The 18,508-nt window shown below is 45.8% G+C and carries 14 protein-coding genes; 2 read left to right on the top strand and 12 right to left on the bottom strand.

What is annotated here, in order from left to right; genetic code table 11:
* Positions 1-290 precede the first annotated feature (290 nt).
* The 9 genes from BBC0178_RS03865 to BBC0178_RS03825 all read right to left on the bottom strand — a co-directional run bounded on the left by BBC0178_RS03865 (position 291) and on the right by BBC0178_RS03825 (position 11,852).
* Positions 291-3,212 carry a bifunctional [glutamine synthetase] adenylyltransferase/[glutamine synthetase]-adenylyl-L-tyrosine phosphorylase gene (locus BBC0178_RS03865; protein ID WP_078039278.1) on the bottom strand — a complete coding sequence of 974 codons (2,922 nt, stop codon included), beginning with the start codon at positions 3,210-3,212 and terminating at the stop codon, positions 291-293.
* A gap of 183 nt (positions 3,213-3,395) precedes the next feature.
* Positions 3,396-4,817, bottom strand: a complete 1,422-nt coding sequence (locus BBC0178_RS03860) for a sensor histidine kinase (protein ID WP_078039277.1) — start codon at positions 4,815-4,817, stop codon at positions 3,396-3,398.
* Positions 4,814-5,500, bottom strand: a complete 687-nt coding sequence (locus BBC0178_RS03855) for a response regulator transcription factor (RefSeq protein WP_077973485.1) — start codon at positions 5,498-5,500, stop codon at positions 4,814-4,816. Before BBC0178_RS03855 ends, BBC0178_RS03860 begins: the two co-directional genes overlap by 4 nt.
* Positions 5,501-5,576: 76 nt before the next feature.
* Complete coding sequence (locus BBC0178_RS03850; protein ID WP_078039276.1) at positions 5,577-7,079, bottom strand: Do family serine endopeptidase; 1,503 nt, start codon at positions 7,077-7,079, stop codon at positions 5,577-5,579.
* A 155-nt stretch (positions 7,080-7,234) separates the two neighbouring features.
* Positions 7,235-7,705 carry a cytochrome c-type biogenesis protein gene (locus BBC0178_RS03845; RefSeq protein WP_078039275.1) on the bottom strand — a complete coding sequence of 157 codons (471 nt, stop codon included), beginning with the start codon at positions 7,703-7,705 and terminating at the stop codon, positions 7,235-7,237.
* Complete coding sequence (locus tag BBC0178_RS03840) at positions 7,705-9,687, bottom strand: heme lyase CcmF/NrfE family subunit (protein ID WP_078039274.1); 1,983 nt, start codon at positions 9,685-9,687, stop codon at positions 7,705-7,707. Before BBC0178_RS03840 ends, BBC0178_RS03845 begins: the two co-directional genes overlap by 1 nt.
* On the bottom strand, positions 9,677-10,171 hold the full coding sequence (gene ccmE, locus BBC0178_RS03835; RefSeq protein WP_078039273.1) for a cytochrome c maturation protein CcmE: 495 nt from the start codon (positions 10,169-10,171) through the stop codon (positions 9,677-9,679). Before ccmE ends, BBC0178_RS03840 begins: the two co-directional genes overlap by 11 nt.
* A gap of 19 nt (positions 10,172-10,190) precedes the next feature.
* Positions 10,191-11,345 carry a c-type cytochrome biogenesis protein CcmI gene (ccmI, locus tag BBC0178_RS03830; RefSeq protein WP_078039272.1) on the bottom strand — a complete coding sequence of 385 codons (1,155 nt, stop codon included), beginning with the start codon at positions 11,343-11,345 and terminating at the stop codon, positions 10,191-10,193.
* Between the two features lie 99 nt (positions 11,346-11,444).
* Positions 11,445-11,852 (bottom strand): RT0821/Lpp0805 family surface protein, encoded by a 408-nt coding sequence (locus BBC0178_RS03825; RefSeq protein WP_077970860.1) that lies wholly within the window; start codon positions 11,850-11,852, stop codon positions 11,445-11,447.
* A gap of 237 nt (positions 11,853-12,089) precedes the next feature.
* On the opposite strand from BBC0178_RS03825, the gene BBC0178_RS03820 reads away from it, so the two are divergent.
* The gene (locus BBC0178_RS03820) at positions 12,090-13,457 is read left to right on the top strand and encodes an LLM class flavin-dependent oxidoreductase (protein ID WP_078039271.1); all 1,368 of its coding nucleotides are present in this window, start codon (positions 12,090-12,092) and stop codon (positions 13,455-13,457) included.
* Between the two features lie 136 nt (positions 13,458-13,593).
* Here the strand turns inward: BBC0178_RS03820 and BBC0178_RS03815 are convergent, their stop codons facing one another.
* Genes BBC0178_RS03815 through BBC0178_RS03805 form a run of 3 tightly spaced genes read right to left on the bottom strand, consistent with a single transcriptional unit; the run spans position 13,594 to position 15,952 of the window.
* The gene (locus BBC0178_RS03815; protein ID WP_078039270.1) at positions 13,594-15,048 is read right to left on the bottom strand and encodes an ATP-binding protein; all 1,455 of its coding nucleotides are present in this window, start codon (positions 15,046-15,048) and stop codon (positions 13,594-13,596) included.
* A gap of 13 nt (positions 15,049-15,061) precedes the next feature.
* On the bottom strand, positions 15,062-15,727 hold the full coding sequence (locus tag BBC0178_RS03810) for a response regulator transcription factor (RefSeq protein WP_077970857.1): 666 nt from the start codon (positions 15,725-15,727) through the stop codon (positions 15,062-15,064).
* Between the two features lie 21 nt (positions 15,728-15,748).
* Positions 15,749-15,952: a hypothetical protein gene (locus tag BBC0178_RS03805; RefSeq protein ID WP_078040346.1), complete on the bottom strand. Its 204-nt coding sequence runs from the start codon at positions 15,950-15,952 to the stop codon at positions 15,749-15,751.
* 363 nt (positions 15,953-16,315) lie between these two features.
* Here BBC0178_RS03805 and BBC0178_RS03800 point away from each other — a divergent pair, with 363 nt between their 5' ends.
* A complete protein-coding gene (locus tag BBC0178_RS03800; RefSeq protein ID WP_078039269.1) occupies positions 16,316-18,481 on the top strand; it encodes a transglycosylase domain-containing protein in 2,166 nt (721 codons plus the stop codon).
* The last annotated feature ends 27 nt before the right edge of the window (positions 18,482-18,508 follow it).

Here is an 18,508-nt window from a genome sequence, read left to right as displayed (position 1 = left end):
TTGTCTAAAAGACATATCTCACTTTTGTTATTACACTATTAATTATGAATAGTTGGCCTCTCTTCCTTTTGTTTTACCGTTCAGCCAACTTTAAGTTCGAATAATCATAAAAATAACAGGCAGATTTCCGTTGAATTCTTGAAATTTTCCAGCCTGCCAGTTTATCATGACTGATAGTGTGTTGGCCTGCCCATTTATCAAGAGTAACGCCTGATAACTCGGAAAAATACCGGACAGCGTTCTGATTGTCGTATTATTTATGAAACCAGCTCACAAACGAAGTGCGCCAATTAGACCACCACCTCGTCAAATATTTGACCAACGGTGTTTGCCATTTCGGCAATCAGGCTTTCAACGTGGCTCAAATCGGGTTCGCCGACAGTTCTTTGTAAGAGATCTGCAAGACCGGGCGGCATGTCATCCGGATCAAGCTTTTCGTTAAGACATAACCGCATCATCTGGCTCAAATTCGTATATACACGATAAGCATGATGAAGTTCGCCAACCGAGGAGACCAACAGAAATGCTTGAGGCAATCTTTCCAGAACTTCACCTGTTGTACGGCCTACAACAAATTCGCTTTGGTGTGTAATCAGCGCGAATTGGGCTATAAATTCGAGATCGACTTGCCCGCCGCGCATCGTTTTGAAATCCCATATATTGATGGACGGTTTTTCTTGCTCGATTAATTCGCGCATTTCGCGCACATCATGGGAAACCTTTTTCTTATCGCGCTTTAAAGCAATAATAGCGGCCACTTCATCTTCGAGTTGTTGTAAAAACATTGGGTCGCCGGCCACAGCGCGAGCACGTGTGAGTGCCAGATGCTCCCATACCCATGCTTCATTTCGCTGGTATTTGCCAAAAGCTTCGAACGGTACAGCAACCGGCCCCTTGTTTCCCGATGGGCGAAGTCTCAAATCGACCTCGTAAAGAACACCTTCGCCGGTCGGTGCCGACAATGCGGAAACCAGACGTTGCGTCAAGCGCATATAATATTGGGAAATATAAAGCGGCTTTTCGCCATCCGACATTTCTGTCTGCTTATCATAATCATAAAGCAAAATAAGATCGAGATCGGAACCGGCGGTAAGCTCATGGCTACCGAGTTTCCCCATTCCCAATATTCCGACCCGACCGCCTTTGACAAAACCATGCACACGAGAAAATTCCTGTTCGACTGCCGCAAGTGTATTGGCAATCATCAAATCGGCAAGATCTGTAAAAGCACGTGCTGCGCGTTCACCTTCAATTGCACCGTTAAGAAGCCTGATACCGATGAGAAACCTTTGTTCACTTGCAAAAAGGCGCAACTGGTCGAGTATATCTTCATAATTGGTAACACCACTCAAGAAAAATTCGAGCCGATTTTGCAAATAGGTTTTTGTCGGCAATTCGGCAAAAATTGCCGGGTCGAGCATACCGTCAAAAATATGCGGCTTTCTGGTAATAATATCTGCAAGACGCGGTGCCGAGCTCATGATGAGAACCAGCATATCAAGCAATGAGGGATTGGACTGTAAAAGACTAAAAAGCTGGATGCCGGACGGAAGACCCTGTAAAAAAGCGTCAAAACGCGACAAGGCCTCGTCGGCTCTTTTGGTAGCACCGAACGCTTTGAGAAGCGCAGGCGTCAATTCGGTCAATCTTTCTCTCGCCTCCGCAGATTGGGTAGCGTGATAACGTCCGAAATGCCAGGTTCTGATAATGCGACAAATATCACTCGGACGAGAAAACCCCAATTTTGACAATGTTGCAAGCGTTCCCGGATCATCATCTTCACCGGTAAAAACCAGATTTCCAGCATCCGAACCCAGTTCTTTCTCCTGTTCGAACAGTGCAGCATAATGGTGTTCGACAGTTTTCAGCGTTTCAAGAAAATCGCGTGTAAAGTCATTGGTGTTCGTATAACCCATCATGTAAGCAACGCTTGTAAAGCCATCGTCATCTTCCGGCAGAATATGCGTCTGTTCATCTTCCAGCATCTGGATGCGATGTTCGACATTGCGTAAGTAAGCATATTTCTCTGTCAAAACATCGCGCGTATCCGCACTAATCCAACCGAGCGAACAAAGTTCGGCAAGCATATCCACTGTGCGTCTCCCACGAAGTTCAGGAAAACGCCCGCCAGCAATCAATTGTTGGGTCTGAACAAAAAATTCTATTTCACGGATTCCCCCACGTCCGAGTTTGACATTGTGGCCACGGACAGCAATTTCCCCATGGCCTTTATAAGCATGGATTTGACGTTTGATTGAATGGATATCTGCAATAGCAGCATAATCAAGATATTTACGCCAAATATAAGGAGAGAGTTCATGCAGCACCGCGTCGCCTGCCTTGATATCTCCGGCGACCGGCCGCGCTTTGATCATTGCCGCGCGTTCCCAATTCTGGCCCCTGCTCTCGTAATAATGAAGCGCCGCACTGATTGGAAGTGCAAGTGGGGTAGAGCCTGGATCAGGACGCAACCTTAAATCAATGCGAAAAACATAACCGTCGGCAGTGCGTTCCTGCATGATACGGATAAGCCGACGCATCATTTTGGAAAAAACATCGATACTCTCATAGGGATCACCGATATGGGACGAAGTTTCATCGATAAAGACAATAAGATCTATATCTGATGAATAATTGAGTTCACGTGCACCGAGTTTTCCCATCCCCAGAACAACAAGTCCGCAATCGTTTTCAGGATTGTTATAATCGGCGAGACTTATTTTTCCTTGATTGTGGGTATCCCGTAATAAAAACCGCAATGCCGCCCCTAATGTCGTTTCGGCAAGTTTTGTCAACCATTCCGAAGTCATTGCAGAAGTAAAAATTCCGCCAAGATCGGCAAGAGCAATCAAGAGATGCATTTCAAGCTTCTTTTGCCGTAATGCCGCCATTAAAAGCGCTTCGGTAATATTCTCACTTGTATCGATCTTGCTGATATCAACGAGAATTTCATTCAAACGCTGCAAAATGTCTTTATGAACAAGCGGAGCGATAAAGGACGGATTGCGTATGATCGTTTCACGCAAAAAAGGTGAAAGCGTCATGACTGTGCCTAAAAATTCCGACTGACCTTTTCCGTTTTCGAGTTCAGCCGCCAGCTCTTCAAGATGATCTGCACGAGCTTTTTCTGTCATATCGGCCAACCATTGGGGGCCGGTTTCATTGAGCGGGGTTAAATGTTTTAACGTTTGTTTCCAGAAAGCCTGTTGCATCTGTATTCAACTTCCCTGCTTTATTTCCAGCTTTTTCAGCGGACTATCCAATATCTATTGAAAACGATAGAAAACCATTTGCTTCAAACTGGCAATGACTAACGCAGATTTTGATGTAATGATTGACCGTTTTTAGAAATCAGGAAGTTATCCGCTTCTAAAATCCTACGGGAAAAACGTTTTTTATGAGAGTTTTTTCAGATCTGTTTTTTCTTCCGCCAATTTTGGAAAAGACAAAACTGCTTTCAGTCCAGGATTAGCATCCTCGAGCATAAGCTCACCACCATGAAGTTTCATGACCGCTTTTGCCAAACTCAGACCGATTCCGAACCCCGGCTTGGTCCGGCTGTCTTCCAGTCTTACAAAACGTTTGGTGACCCTTTCCCTATCTTCGGGATTAATACCGGGGCCATTATCACTAACGATAATTTCGATATGACCGTCATTATCATTCATGGACAGTGATATTGTCGGTGTTCGTTTACTGGTCGCACCATATTTGATGGCATTGTCGATCAGGTTGATCAGAGCCTGAGCCAGAAGTTCCCGATTTAACAACAAATTTACGTCGAACGTTTTTCCCATCTCGAATTTGACACCGGCATCCTCGACAACCGGACCATAGAGTTCGGCGACATCTTCGACAATTGGTCGAGCGTCGAGTTTCTCCAAATGCTCGACAGCAGTGCTTGCTTCAATACGAGAGATCATAAGAATAGCGTTGAATGTACGGATGAGCTGGTCCGATTCAGCAATAATTGCCTCAAGAGTCTGGCGATAATCAACATCTTTATCACGCCGTGAAAGCGCCTCGTCCGCGCGATTCCTCAATCTTGTCAAAGGTGTTTTCAAATCATGGGCGATATTGTCAGAAACCTGCCGCAAGCCGCTATTGAGCTCCTCTATGCGTTCCAACATAATATTCAGATTGTGAGAAAGCCTGTCAAACTCGTCACCGGCACCAGTAACAGGAAGTCGCCCGCTCAAGTCACCCGACATAAGGCGTTGTGATGCTGCGGTTACCTGATCAATACGTTTCAATGCCCGCCTGCCAACAAAAAACCAGATGAGCAACGCACCGACGGCCATTGCCGCAAAGGCAATCATCAGGGCTTTTCTTATAATGGTGATGAATTTTTCCGGCTCGCTTATATCACGTCCCACCAGTAATTTCATACCATTCGGCAAATCGATAACGGCTGCAATAGCACGGTGTTCGGTCTTATCTCCGTTGTCGCCAAAACGCGAATAAAATACCGAATTCTTGAGCAAGCCGCTCCCGTTCAAAAGTCCCGGTTCAATATTTTGCACGTTACCTGCCAGAAATCTTCCCTGAGGATCGGCCACAAGATAAAGAAAAGCGCCCGGTTGACGCGACCTGCGGTCAATCGTGCGCACAAGAAGAGGTAATCCGCCATGTTGATAGGCGTGCTCGATATTTGCGATTTCTTCATTCAAAGTCTTTTGGGTCTGATCGGTCAACATAGAAATGGCAAGCGATGTCATATAGATCGAAAGCCCTACAGCAACCAGCCCGAAAAGAATGATATAAAGGGCTGACAAGCGCACTGCTGTTGTGCGCAACAAGCTTTTGATCCTGTTCATGATGGCTTATCGACCGCTTTCAACATGTAGCCGGCACCACGCACTGTTTGAAGGAGTGGTGTATCAAAACCTTTTTCGATCTTAGAACGAAGTCTCGAGATGTGAACATCAATTACATTTGTTTGGGGATCAAAATGATAATCCCAGACATTTTCAAGCAACATGGTACGCGTGACGACCTGTCCGGCATGACGCATCAAATATTCAAGGAGACGAAATTCGCGGGGTTGCAGGATAATATCCTGTCCGGCACGCTTTGCAGTGTGAGCCAGCCGATCAAGTTCAAGATCGCCTACCCGATAAATCGTTTCCGCTTCTTTGGGATTTTTTCGTCTCTGCAAAACTTCAATGCGGGCGAGAAGCTCCGAAAAAGCGTAGGGCTTTGTAAGATAATCATCACCACCAGCGCGTAAACCGGTTACCCGATCATCAACCTGTCCCAATGCCGAAAGAATAAGAACCGGCGTTTCAATGCCTTTGGCACGCAATGCCATAATAACGGAAAGCCCGTCCTTTTTTGGCAACATCCGATCGATGATCATAACATCATAATTGCCGTTTTCTGCCAGTGTCTCTCCTGTTTCACCATCACCGGCAACATCGGCAGAATGACCGGCCTCATTCAAGGCCTTTTCAAGATAGCGTGCTGCTTCACGATCATCTTCAATAACAAGAACTTTCATAAAGGGCACCTCTCTTTGCTCAAGCAACGTTTTGCTATGGCAAAAATTTGCCATAGCCTTTCTTGTTGGTTAAAGCCTATTTGTTGGCAATTGGCAAAGCAACAAAGCGATTTTGGCCATTGCTTTCGACTTGTAATAGAACTGCGGTACGTCCTGATTTCTTTGCTTCTTTTATAGCGTCAACAAATTCGGAAACCTTTTTGACCTGACGGTTATTGACCGACATAATAACATCGCCAGGGCGTATTCCCTTCTCGGCCGCATCGGAATCCGGATCTATATTGGTGACCACCAGCCCCGGACCATCTTCTGATGGTGTGACTGTCAAACCATAATCATCAAGAGTTTCTGACGAACCGCTCTCGCCGTTTGGAATAACCTTTCCATCGCTTTTGTTCTCGTCTTTCGGCATAGCGGCAATTTTGACCTTTATATCGGTTTGTTTGCCATCTCTCCAAATGCCAAGCGTTGCTGTTTCACCCGGTGTAATATTGGCAATATGGCGAGCAAGATCACGAGCATCAGCAACCTCATCACCATTGACAGAAATAATTGCATCACCGGCTTTAACACCTGCTTTTGCTGCCGGCCCATCAAGCGGATCGGCAACCATTGCACCTTTGGCTTCTTTCAAACCGATCGAATCGGCGATTTCTTTGGTAACGGGTTGAATTTGAACACCAATCCATCCGCGTTCGACCGAACCTTTTTTAATGAGCTGGTCAACAACCTGTTTTGCTGTTGACGAGGGAATAGCAAAAGCAATACCGACATTGCCACCGGAAGGGGAGAAAATCGCTGTATTAATGCCAACAACCTGACCATTAAGATTAAAGGTCGGCCCGCCGGAGTTACCACGGTTAACTGCCGCATCAATCTGGATAAAGTCATCGTAGACGCCGGCGCCAATATCACGTCCACGTGCCGAGACGATACCGGCCGTCACCGTTCCGCCAAGTCCGAACGGATTACCGACAGCCACAACCCAATCGCCAACACGCACTTTTGAATCGTCGGCAAAATCGACATAAACGAATTTGCGCTTATCATTGACCTTCAACACGGCAAGATCGGTACGTGGGTCTGTTCCAACCAACTTGGCATCAAGCTCGGTTCCATCGTCAAGGACAACAGAATAGGTTGTGCCATCGGAAACAACGTGGTTATTGGTGACGATATAACCATCTTCCGAAATAAAGAAACCCGACCCCTGCGCTATCGGCCGCGGTTTTCCACGCTGTCCCCGACGATTTTGGGGACGTTGGTGTTCATTAAAATCTTTGAAAAAGCGTTTCAACGGATGATCGTCAGGAAGCTGATCTATTCCCGGGCCACCGAAAAAGCCGCTAAAAGCCTGTTCTTCATTTTTTTTGTCGCTTTTAACCTGAACGGAGACAACTGCGGGTTTCACCTGTTCGACAACATTGGCAAAGCTTTGTTGCTGCACACCTTCAACAAATACCGGCTTGGCTTGTGCACTATTGAAAGAAAAACCGGGACCCGCAAAAAACATTGTTCCCGCCAAAGCCGTTGACACGGTAATTGCTGCCAACGTTTTGCGAATAGGGGAAATTTGCATTCTTATAAACTCCTTTGAGACTGCGCTTTAACGCATATGTTGACGGAAAGATAAGATGTCAAACCTTACCACCGCCTGTCCATTTTATTAAAATTCTGTAAGGTTGCGAAAAATTTGCAAATTTTAAAAATTAAAAACAAAAAAAGCCTTGATAATTATTGCTTATTCGATCGCATGATTTCGTCAAGACGTTTCTTTTCGGTTTCGCTCAATGGCATCAATTTATTGTTTTCACGGCGTTTAAAGCGCCAGAAGATCAGGCTAGCCGCAATTACGATGATGAACAAAGGAGCAAGCCATAAAAGGAGCGTTTCCGCATTGAGACGCGGTTTGAGTAAAACAAATTCTCCGTAACGAGCCACCAAATAGTCGATAACCTCACTATCGCTGTCACCAGCCTTCAGACGTTCTCTCACAATCAGCCGCAAATCCCGCGCGAGTGGTGCGTTGGAATCGTCAATCGATTCATTCTGGCAGACAAGACAGCGCAAATGTGAGGAAATATCGCGTGCGCGCTGTTCAAGTGCTTGATCTTGCAACACTTCATCAGGCAATACGGCCAACACGGCACTGTTCATAAAACATATGAAACAGAAAGCAGCCAATAGTCGTGAAAAAAACCGCATCAAGCCCTCTTTTCCGGTCGTTTGCTCCGTGTTGCTGCGCGTTTCGGGGCTCCGACACGAAGCCTGCGATCCGACAACGAAAAAATTCCGCCTATCATCATAAACACTGCGCCAAGCCAGATACAGACTACCTCCGGTTTCCACCAGATATGGACCACCAGACCTTTGTTATTAACATCACCCGGAGCAATATAAAGTTGCGATAATCCATAATTTTTTATGCCGGATTCGGTCGTTGGCATATTTTGCGAGGGATAAAAGCGCTTGGCTGCTGTGACACCTCCCAAATCCTTGCCCTCTTTCGAAATCGAAAACTGGAATTGGGTTTCCGAATAATTGGGGCCATTCAGATTACGCGCACCTTCAAGCAGGACCTTTTTGTCTGCTATCATTGCGCTTTGACCTGCTTCAATCCGCAAAATGTTTTCTTGTCCGAAAGTTGCAACGGCAACAATGCCGAATAATGTGATGCCCAAACCGATATGAGCCAAAGCAGTGCCATAATTCGACCTCGGCAATTTTCCAAGGCGCCTCAACCGAACGAAAAAGTCTGTATTTTTGGTACCGCTTTTGAACCAGAGGTCATAAAGTCCCCCAAAGAAAACAAAGGCAGAAAGCCCGATTCCTAACGAGGCAAGGATTGACCGAAAAGATGTCTGGTAAAATACAATCAATGTGGCAATAATTGCCAATACGAAAACACCGAAGAGCCGCTCGACAACAGCAAGCATATCTCCGCGTTTCCACGCCATGAGAGGCCCAAAGGGTACCATCAATAAAAGCGGCACCATGAGAGGCCCGAAAGTCAAATTAAAAAACGGTGCACCAACCGAGATCTTTTGTCCTGTCAGTGTTTCGAGAAGCAGCGGATAAAGCGTGCCAATCAGAACAGTCGCTGTTGCCGTGGTGAGAAACAGATTGTTAAAAACCAATAGACCTTCGCGCGAAATCGGGCGAAACAAACCACCGGTTTTGAGTGACGAAGCACGCAATGCAAAAAGAACAAGTGCCGCACCGATAAAGAAAAACAGAATGGCAAGAATGGCGCGCCCGCGTGCCGGATCAACAGCAAAACTGTGTACCGAGGTGAGAATGCCGGAGCGGACAAGGAAAGTTCCCATCAATGACAACGAGAACGTTAAAATAGCAAGAAACAGCGTCCAGATTTTCAAGGCGCCACGTTTTTCGAGAACAATTGCAGAATGGAGAAGCGCTGTACCGGCAAGCCACGGCATCAGCGAAGCGTTTTCAACTGGATCCCAAAACCAATAGCCACCCCACCCCATTTCATAATAGGCCCAATAGGAGCCGACCATAATACCGCCGGTTAAAAATATCCAGGAAACCAAGGTCCATGGTCTTACCCAGCGCGCCCATGCTGCATCAACACGTCCATCAAGCAATGCGGCAATTGCGAAAGAAAAACACACTGAAAAACCGACATAGCCGAGATAAAGAAGCGGTGGATGAATAGCCAGACCAATATCCTGCAAAATAGGATTAAGATCATGCCCCTGCAAAGCCGGCGGATTAATTCTTATGAACGGGTTTGACGTAAAAAGAATAAAGAGTAGGAAAGCCGAGGTTATAGAAGCCTGCGTCGATAAAATCAGCGCTTTCAACCGCTCGGGTAAATTACCGCCAAAAAACGCAATAAGGGCAGAAAAAAAGGTGATGATGAAAACCCAAAGCAACATAGAGCCTTCATGGTTTCCCCATACACCGGTTATTTTATAAAGAAGAGGTTTTTCTGAATGCGAATTTTGCACAACATTCAAGACTGAAAAATCGGATACCACATAAGCGTGAATTAGTGTTGCAAATGCTATAAGCACCAACAAGAAAACGAGATAGGCAAGTGGTGTAGACGCATTTATTAAACGACGGTCGGAACGGTAAACCCCGATAGCCGGAATTATGGTTTGAAATAGAGCTACAGCGAGTGCTGCACAGAGTGCAAGAGAACCGATCTCAACGCTCATGTTTCTGATAGGCCTCCCACAATCCTTGGGCTTTCAGCCTGTCAACAATATCTTTTGGCACATAGGTTTCATCATGTTTTGCAAGCACACGATCGGCGATAAAATTGCCATCGGGGGTAAAATGTCCTTCGGCAATTATCCCCTGCCCTTCACGAAAAAGATCAGGTAGAACGCCTTCGAATTTCACGTTTTCCTTGTTTGAAAAATCGGTAATTGCAAAGCTGATCCGGGTTCCGTTTTCTTTATTGACGGATCCTTTTTCGACAAAACCACCGAGGCGTAATGGCCTGCCGGATGAAATATCCTCACTCGTTATTTCAGAAGGCATACGAAAAAAACTTGCCGTGCCACGCATAGCATAAAGGACAAGCGCTGCAGCAACCGCGAGCACAATGAGCCCACCCAATATCATCATCAGACGTTTGGTCTTACGACGCCGCAACCCTTTCTGGATTGTCAAACGTACGGCTGTTTCATTGCTCATAATCTTGTATTCCTGACTTTCACTTTAACGCCAACCCTTGTTCTTTGGCATAAGTTTCAAGCTCTAACGCTTTTTCTTTTGTAAGTTTGGATTGTCCCTCTTTTAACGCATTTCTTGCCTTTTCGGTTTCCTTCAAAACGAGCCAAGAATGAATCAATTGTTTCCATCCTTCAAGATTGTCCGGATTTTGATCAAGTCTTTGCGCAAGTTTTCCAACCATAGCGTAAATGCCATTGTTTATTTTATCTTGCTCGCCAACAGAACCGTTTTCTGCGGGCGCGGTGGCTTTTCCTTTTTCTGTCAAAGGACCATGCGAGGCGGAATCGGCTTTTGCTTTTTCCAATTCTTTGATTGTGTCTTCAACGCGCTTGCGAGCGACATTATCTTTAACCGAACCGGAAAGATAATTTTTCAATTCTGCAATGGCTTCATCGAATTGACCGTCTTGACGAAGCGATTCAGCAATGAAAAGGCGCGGATAAAAATCGTCGGGTGCCAATTTTGCTGCTTTTTGAAAACTTTCTTTGGCATCTTCGTTGATTGTTCCACCATTATAACCGGCAAGAGCCATACCATAGCCAACAAGCCGAGGGGCAGATTCTCCATTCAACCGCAAGGCACTGACATATGTATTGACAGCATCCTGAAAACGTCCCTCTACAAGATAGCCGGTTGCCAGTTCATCTGCCAATTTCCCGTCATCGGGATTGCGCGCAAAAAGCGCTTCGGTACGGACAAGCCTTTCTTCGGCAGTCAAATTCGAGGGGTCTTTCATCATGAGATCATTGAAAGGGTGGCTTTCAAGACCGGGGCTTCCCAAAAATAAATAACAACCAATTGTAATCAGCGGGACACAAAAAATCGCCACTGTGATGACCGTTTTTAATCCACGACTGCGTTTATTGATAAAATCTGCCTGTTTTTTTTGTTTTTCCGCAGCCAATATATTGCGGGCAAGTTCAAGACGGGCTTCTTCTGCACTTTCATTATCGATGAGATCTCTTTGCAAATCCGCATCAACTTCAGACAACTGGTTCTTATAGATTTCAATGTCGGAAGAAATGGAATCGACAACCGACCGCTCCTGCCCTTTTTTTCTCGGGCTACTTACGGCATAGAGCACAACCAGAGTAACGATGGTTACAAAAATAGATACAAAAACCCAGAATGTCATGATGAGTTCAATATAGAAACGTTCCAGAAAAAACCAGAACCCTTGATATTTTCTCTCGCCAAATTGATTGAATATGTCACTTTTAATTGATCAAATGTGTCAAATGAGCGGCGACCATGTTCCGTTTACATTACGACATGCACTACCATGAACCGTTTGCGGAACACCATTAATGACAAAAGAGTGGCTGTATTGGCGACAATTTTGCGATCCGACCTGATAGGGTTGACCGGGGGTGACACTTCCCGATGTTCCTTCCTTTGTCGATGTCCAGCTCACTGTTTTTCCTGCATCGGTATATTCCAGTGCTTTATATTCGGCTTCGAGTGCTTGTTTACGATCAGCCGAAGAGAGCGATTGTATGGATGCTCCCAATAATCCGTTACCCATTGTTTGTAAGATAACACGTGTATTTGCTGGAACAACAGTGCCAGCGGGTGCACGACCATGGCTGCAAGCTGATAAAACTCCTAACGAAACCAACAGGACTAGACTGCGTATATTCATGCTGACACCATCAAATTTCGCCCACCGGAGTTTCTCATATCGGGTTAAAGGCGAGATTACAAAACTTTTTTTCGTCACAAAGCGGAATATAATGTGCAGAAAAAGCAATTAAAAAACAACGGGATATTGATATTCACGGAATGTTTTATGGAATTTTGGCAACAAAATAACGTATATTCCGCATTAAAAGAAACAATTATTCTATTTTTCCCGCTAAAAATATAAGAGGACTGATCAATGCGGCGGATGTATTTGAACGCCTTGGTGTTCGGTTTGGGAAGTCACATAGCTTCCTGGCGTTTGCCGGATGTCGATCCATTGGCAATTACCCGCTTGTCTTACTGGACCGATATTGCAAAACGTGTCGAAAAAGGCCAGTTCGATTCCTTATTTTTAGGAGATATTCTCGCTCTTCAGCACGAACCGAAAAACAGTGTCAGTGGTGCACTTGATACAGTTGTTGTGCTTTCGGCATTGGCTGCAACCACCGAAAAAATAGGTCTTATCGGTACTGCATCAACAACATTCGATCATCCCTATCACATAGCACGGAGATTCGCTTCGCTTGACCATATTTCAAACGGTCGCGTGGGATGGAATATTGTGACATCAACCACATTGTCGGAAGCAAAAAATTTCGGGCGGGATGTCATTGCTCCGTGTCAGGAACGTTATGCACGGGCGGAAGATGTTTTGAATGCGGTTATGGCTCTTTGGGAAAGCTGGCAACCGGGAGCCCGTATAGCCGACAAGAAATCCGGCCTTTACCTTGACCCTTCGGCTGTTCATGGTGCCAATTATACCGGTTCGTATACGCGCTCTATCGGCCCGCTTACTGTCCCGCGCTCTCCTCAGGTAAAGCCTTTGTTGGCGCAAGGCGGAGCATCCGAAATCGGACGTTCCTTTGCCGCCTGCTACGCCGATCTCGCATTTACCGTTCAATCCAATATCACCGGCGCGCGGCAATATTATCGGGATATCAAAGAACGGGCGAAAAAAAGTGGCCGTCATGATGATGATATACTGGTGTTTCCGGGAATTGTTCCGGTTATAGGAAAGACCCACGAAGAAGCGGAAGCAAAATTTAAATATCTAAATAGTTTTGCCGTTCCGAAATCGGGTATTCGCCGTCTCTCTTATATTTTTGATAAAGATTTGTCAGAATTCCCGCTTGATAAAGCTTTACCGGATAGTTTCCTGAAATTGGCCGATGAGGAAAAGACACCAAGCAGGACGCGACTGATACTTGCCGACGCACGTTTACGCAAGCTTACGCTAAAAGAGATGATCGAGCGTTTCATGTGTTCACGCGGACATCTTCTTGTCGTGGGAACGTCGGAAGAGGTAGCCGATACAATGCAAGAGTGGTTTGAAAACGAAGCTGCAGACGGATTTAACGTGCTCTTTCCTGCATTGCCGTTTGATATAGATGTTTTTGCCGAAACTGTAATTCCGCTTCTGGAAAAACGTGGCCTCTATAAATATCCGCAACAGGGTGAATTATTGCGAGAGCGCTACAAGTTGCCATTCCATGAAACAAAAGTCGCCCACGCAATAGCACATGGTCAGTATATAGCTATGAGCAGCACGAGCACACATCACTGAAATTATTCGGAGTGCAATGATTTCCCTATCCGGAAAATTGGCATCTCATGAGGATATTTGCTTTTATCACGTTCTCTGAGTTTTTCGAGATTAGTGAAACTGTTGAAATTGGCGAAGCCTTCGAGATTGAAGGGCTTCAAGAATTTGCGTAAGGCAGCCGCAAGGTTACGCAAAGCCCTCCAAGTTTAGAAACCGACAATTCGACATTCCCGTCATATTCGCCCACAAGTTCGGCAACGATTGAAAGGCCAAGTCCGGTTCCGGGCTTGCTTTCATCCAGTCTTTTTCCCCGTTCAAGGGCTTCATGCCGCCGGTTTGTCGGAAGCCCTGGTCCATCATCTTCAACAGAAAGTGCAAACGTCGGGTGTACAGAGCCCGCTTCCCTCATTTTGTCGTTTGCCGTTTCACACCGCAAAACGACATGTTTTCTAGCCCATTTACACGCGTTTTCCAGTATATTCCCAACCATCTCCTCAATATCTTCTTTTTCTCCGATAAAAATGATATCGGCCTCGTTCATAGAGAACGTTATTTCTTTGGAAGGATAGAGTTTACCCATAACTCTCACAAGTCGTTCCAATAATGGTCGCAATGCTGTGCGATAAATGACGCTATCGCGTTGGGCGGCAATGCGCGCTCGTTGCAAATAGCGTTCAATCTGGGCGCGCATAATACCAGTCTGTTCTTTCAACAGTTTTATGCCGGAAGAAGAAAGAGCTGAATTCTTCTCGTTCAACTGATCAATTTCATTGCCCATGACCGACAATGGTGTTTTCAAAGAATGGGCAAGGTTTCCCACCTGAACACGAAAACGTTCGACAATACGTTGATTATTGTCAATGAGAGCATTCATTTCTCCGACAAGTGGCATAACTTCCAGTGGCAAGTCGGTATCAAGATGATTGGCTTTACCAGCGCGAATATCTGCCAATGAATGTTGTATGCGTTGCAAAGGACGAAGACTGATATAGATTATCACCAAATTTATTAGAATACTCGCAACGCCGAACAAAGACAGATATAGAAGTAACGTTGTTTTGAATTTATCGAGACCGGCGCGTGTCTCATCAATGTTGCCCATAACCCGAAAGCGCGCAACACGGTTTTTATTATCCAGAATAATGTCGCTTTCCACAACCCGCAAATGCTGGTTATCCGGCCCGTTGGTCCGATAGGAGCGGAAAAATTTCGGGTCGAAAGGTTCGGTTTTTTCACTTGGAGAAGAGATCTTGCGTGCCCCTAAAGATGAAGACGTCAATCTGCCCTTCAAATTTCCCGATAGGGCAACAACTTCCCAATACCAGCCAGAGGATGGGTCAGAATACCGGATATCTCCCAATTCCGGATTTCCCTGTAATTTTCCCTCAGACGAGACACTGACTGCCGAAATCAGGCTATAGAGATGGGCGGTTAAAATCCGTTCCATATAATCATTGTTGGATTGGCGATAAAATACGAGACTGACAACGGAGATAAATGCCAATGCCGCGATAATCCACAAGGTCAGAAATACATTGACGCGGAGCCCCAGCGATTTACTAACGGTTTTAAAAAGAAGCTTAAATCCGGTCTCGCCCTTGACTGTTTTCATCAGAAAACCACCGCTATTTTTCCGGAGACTTCAAGCGGTATCCCATACCGCGGATGGTTTCTATGACATCAACCCCGAGTTTCTTACGGAGCCGCCCGATGAACACCTCTATCGTATTGGAATCTCTGTCAAAATCCTGATCGTAAAGATGCTCGGTCAAATCGGTTCGTGAAATAATCTCCCCCTGATGGTGCATGAGATAGGATAGAAGGGCAAATTCGAGCGAAGTCAACTTGATCTGGTTGTCATCGACTGTAACACGCGATGTCTTGGTATCAAGCACCACAGGGCCACAAACAAGTTCACTCGAAGCATGACCTGAAGCGCGTCTGATCAGTGCACGCAGACGTGCCAGAACTTCTTCCATGTGAAAAGGTTTTGTTACGTAATCATCGGCACCCGCATCGATACCGGCAACTTTGTCCGACCAACGGTCACGGGCTGTCAAAATCAATACCGGCATTGACCGTGAATTTTCGCGCCAATGTTCGACGATACTGATACCATCCATTTTCGGCAAACCGATATCAAGAACAACCGCATCATAAGCTTCTGTATCGCCGAGAAAATAGCCCTCTTCCCCGTCATAAGCATGATCCACGACATAGCCTGCACTGTTGAGTGCTGCAACGAGCTGGCGGTTGAGTTCCCGATCATCCTCTACCACGAGAATTCGCATGGATTATTATCCGGCTCAATTCTAATTAGCGGGAACAGCAACTTCAACGCGACGCGGCTTCTCACCATCACGAGCAGGTATCAGCACAATGACAACGCATGTATTGCCATTTTGTGTATCAAGTGTAGCGCGCGCCAAAGTTCCGCCCTGCTCTGTTGCAACACGCTTTCCCACTTCTGTACAATCGGCTGCATGGGCTGTTGTTATGCCGGCAAGAGATGTCATAATTAAAAAAACAGATATTTTTTCATGATAGTGCACTCATACCCTATTGAACCTGAATATAAAATGAACAAACCCGTTATTTACTGTCCGATCCATCCAACATTCTATAATTCCTTAAAAAACCGCTTTTTGCAAATTACGGTTGTTGTTTCTCTATAATATTAGGAGAAATGCCCATTTTTCAATGTGATCACAATGCGTCGGGTTCAATTGAAAAATTGTTCGATTGCGATCTTAACCTTTCACCGTATTTTAATCCTAAAGAGAGAAAAAACTGTTTCGTTCCCTGGTTCGGATACGATAATATAAAAGCTCGATTTATCGTTGGTTTAACAACGTATTCATTTACACGGATTGCGTTTCATGTTCGGCTTCAAAAAAAATCATAACAAAAATAAAAGGAAGCGCTTCCGTAGCCCACGTCTCATCGAACTCGACTCGCTAATCGATACGGGTTTTTACCGTCTTCGCAGCGGCCTTTCCACCTTCTGGGAAAATGCGACAATCATTTCACGTCGCTTTCGTGTACGTGGCTTTAAAAGATTGCTTGTCGAAATTCTCGACGAAGGATTAACTCTTGGTCTCATCGGTTTTGCCATTTTCACGTTCATCGGCGTTTCTGTTTTTACATTGACAAAAAAGGACTGGCATTCACCGGAAGATTTTGCCGTCAATTTTCTTGACAGGCACGGTAATTACATCGGAAGTCGCGGTTCTTTACATGGTGAACCGGTACCGATTGAAGAAATGCCCGATTTTGTCATAAAAGCCGTTCTTGCAACGGAAGACCGCCGTTTTTTCGAGCATTGGGGAATCGATTTTTACGGCCTTTCACGGGCATTTAGCCAGAATTTACGTGCTCACGGGGTGGTTCAGGGTGGTTCCACGCTTACTCAACAATTAGCCAAGAACCTTTTTCTGAGCAACGAAAGAACGCTCGAGCGCAAGATCAAGGAAGCATATCTGGCTATATGGCTCGAAGCCAATCTTTCCAAGAAGCAGATATTGCAGCTTTATCTTGACCGCGCCTATATGGGCGGTGGCGCTTTCGGCATTGCCGCCGCATCGCGGTTTTATTTCGGAAAAGATATTCGCGACGTTTCGCTTGCAGAAGCTGCAATGCTTGCCGGCCTTTTCAAAGCACCCGGCAAATATGCCCCCCACGTCAATTTGCCAGCCGCACGGGCACGCGCCAATGTGGTATTGTCCAATCTTGTTGACGACGGTCTGATGACGGAAGGTCAAGTTATCGGTGCCAGACGTCACCCTGCAAGTGTTGTAACAGAACTGGATAATAACGAGCCAAACTATTTTCTTGATTGGGCTTTTGACGAAGTACGCAAACTCGGCAATAAATTGCCCAATCATAATGTCATTGTGCGCACCACGCTTGATCAAGGCATCCAGAAAGCAACCGAAGAATCAATTGAATATCATCTTCAGCAATATGGCCCACAATATAAGGCTACCCAGGCAGCAGCCGTTATTTTGGACAATGACGGTTCGGTACGGGCAATTGTCGGCGGGCGTGACTATCAACAAAGTCAATTCAACCGTGCGACCCAAGGCGGAAGACAACCGGGTTCGTCTTTCAAACCTTATGTCTATGCTGTAGCCATGGAACGTGGATTGACCCCGAAGACAATCATTTCGGATGCGCCGATCAATTGGGGCGGCTGGTCTCCTAAAAACAATTCCGGACGTTATAGCGGCAATGTCGATCTTGCGACCGCTTTGGCTTTCTCGATCAATACGGTACCAGTTCGTATTACATATCAATATCTTAACCGCGACACCCAGCCGATCCGCGACCTCATTAAAAATATGGGTATTGATGCCAATATTTTTTCTCATAAAACCATGGTACTCGGCACATCCAACATGACACCAATGGATCAGGCAACCGGTTTTAATGTTTTTGCAAATGGCGGCATGGCAGGCAATCGTCACGGTTTTACACAGGTCATGACGACCGACGGCAAGGTCATATGGGACTGGTCGCGTGATGGTGATAAACCTCACCGTGTCATGAGTGCCCAATCTGCAGCCTATATGAACCAGATGATGGTTGGCGTGACCACACGTGGCTCGGGAAAACGTGCCCAATTGCCAATGACACTCGTTGCCGGCAAGACAGGAACATCGCAAGCTTATCGTGACGCATGGTTTGTGGGTTTTACCGGAAATTATACGGGCGCTGTGTGGATGGGAAACGATGATTTTTCATCAATGAACCGTGCTTTTGGCGGTGTCGTTCCGGCGATGATGTGGGATCGTATTATGCTTTACGCCCATCAGAATATTACAATCAAACCGCTATTCGGTGTTGAAAATTCAATTCTTTCCAATGCAAAAAAATCTAAAGACGATAATGCAAACGAAAATATTGCTCCTGATCTTCCGCAGGTGCTCTCGCCCAGTTCATCAAAAGTCATTCAATCGCTTATCGACGAGTTTCAAAAAGCTCCGCTTCTGACACCGGCGAGTTCGGCGCATGTTGTTTCATCTTCAACAAGTCAGATACGTTAAGACAGATAGCTCGCAAACAGGACAGAC

The organism is Ditibartonella apihabitans (genome assembly GCF_002007485.1).
In the GTDB taxonomy this organism is placed as follows: domain Bacteria; phylum Pseudomonadota; class Alphaproteobacteria; order Rhizobiales; family Rhizobiaceae; genus Bartonella; species Bartonella apihabitans.
The sequence above is the reverse complement of the archived record's forward strand: the minus strand, read 5'-3'. Positions and strand labels throughout refer to the sequence as shown.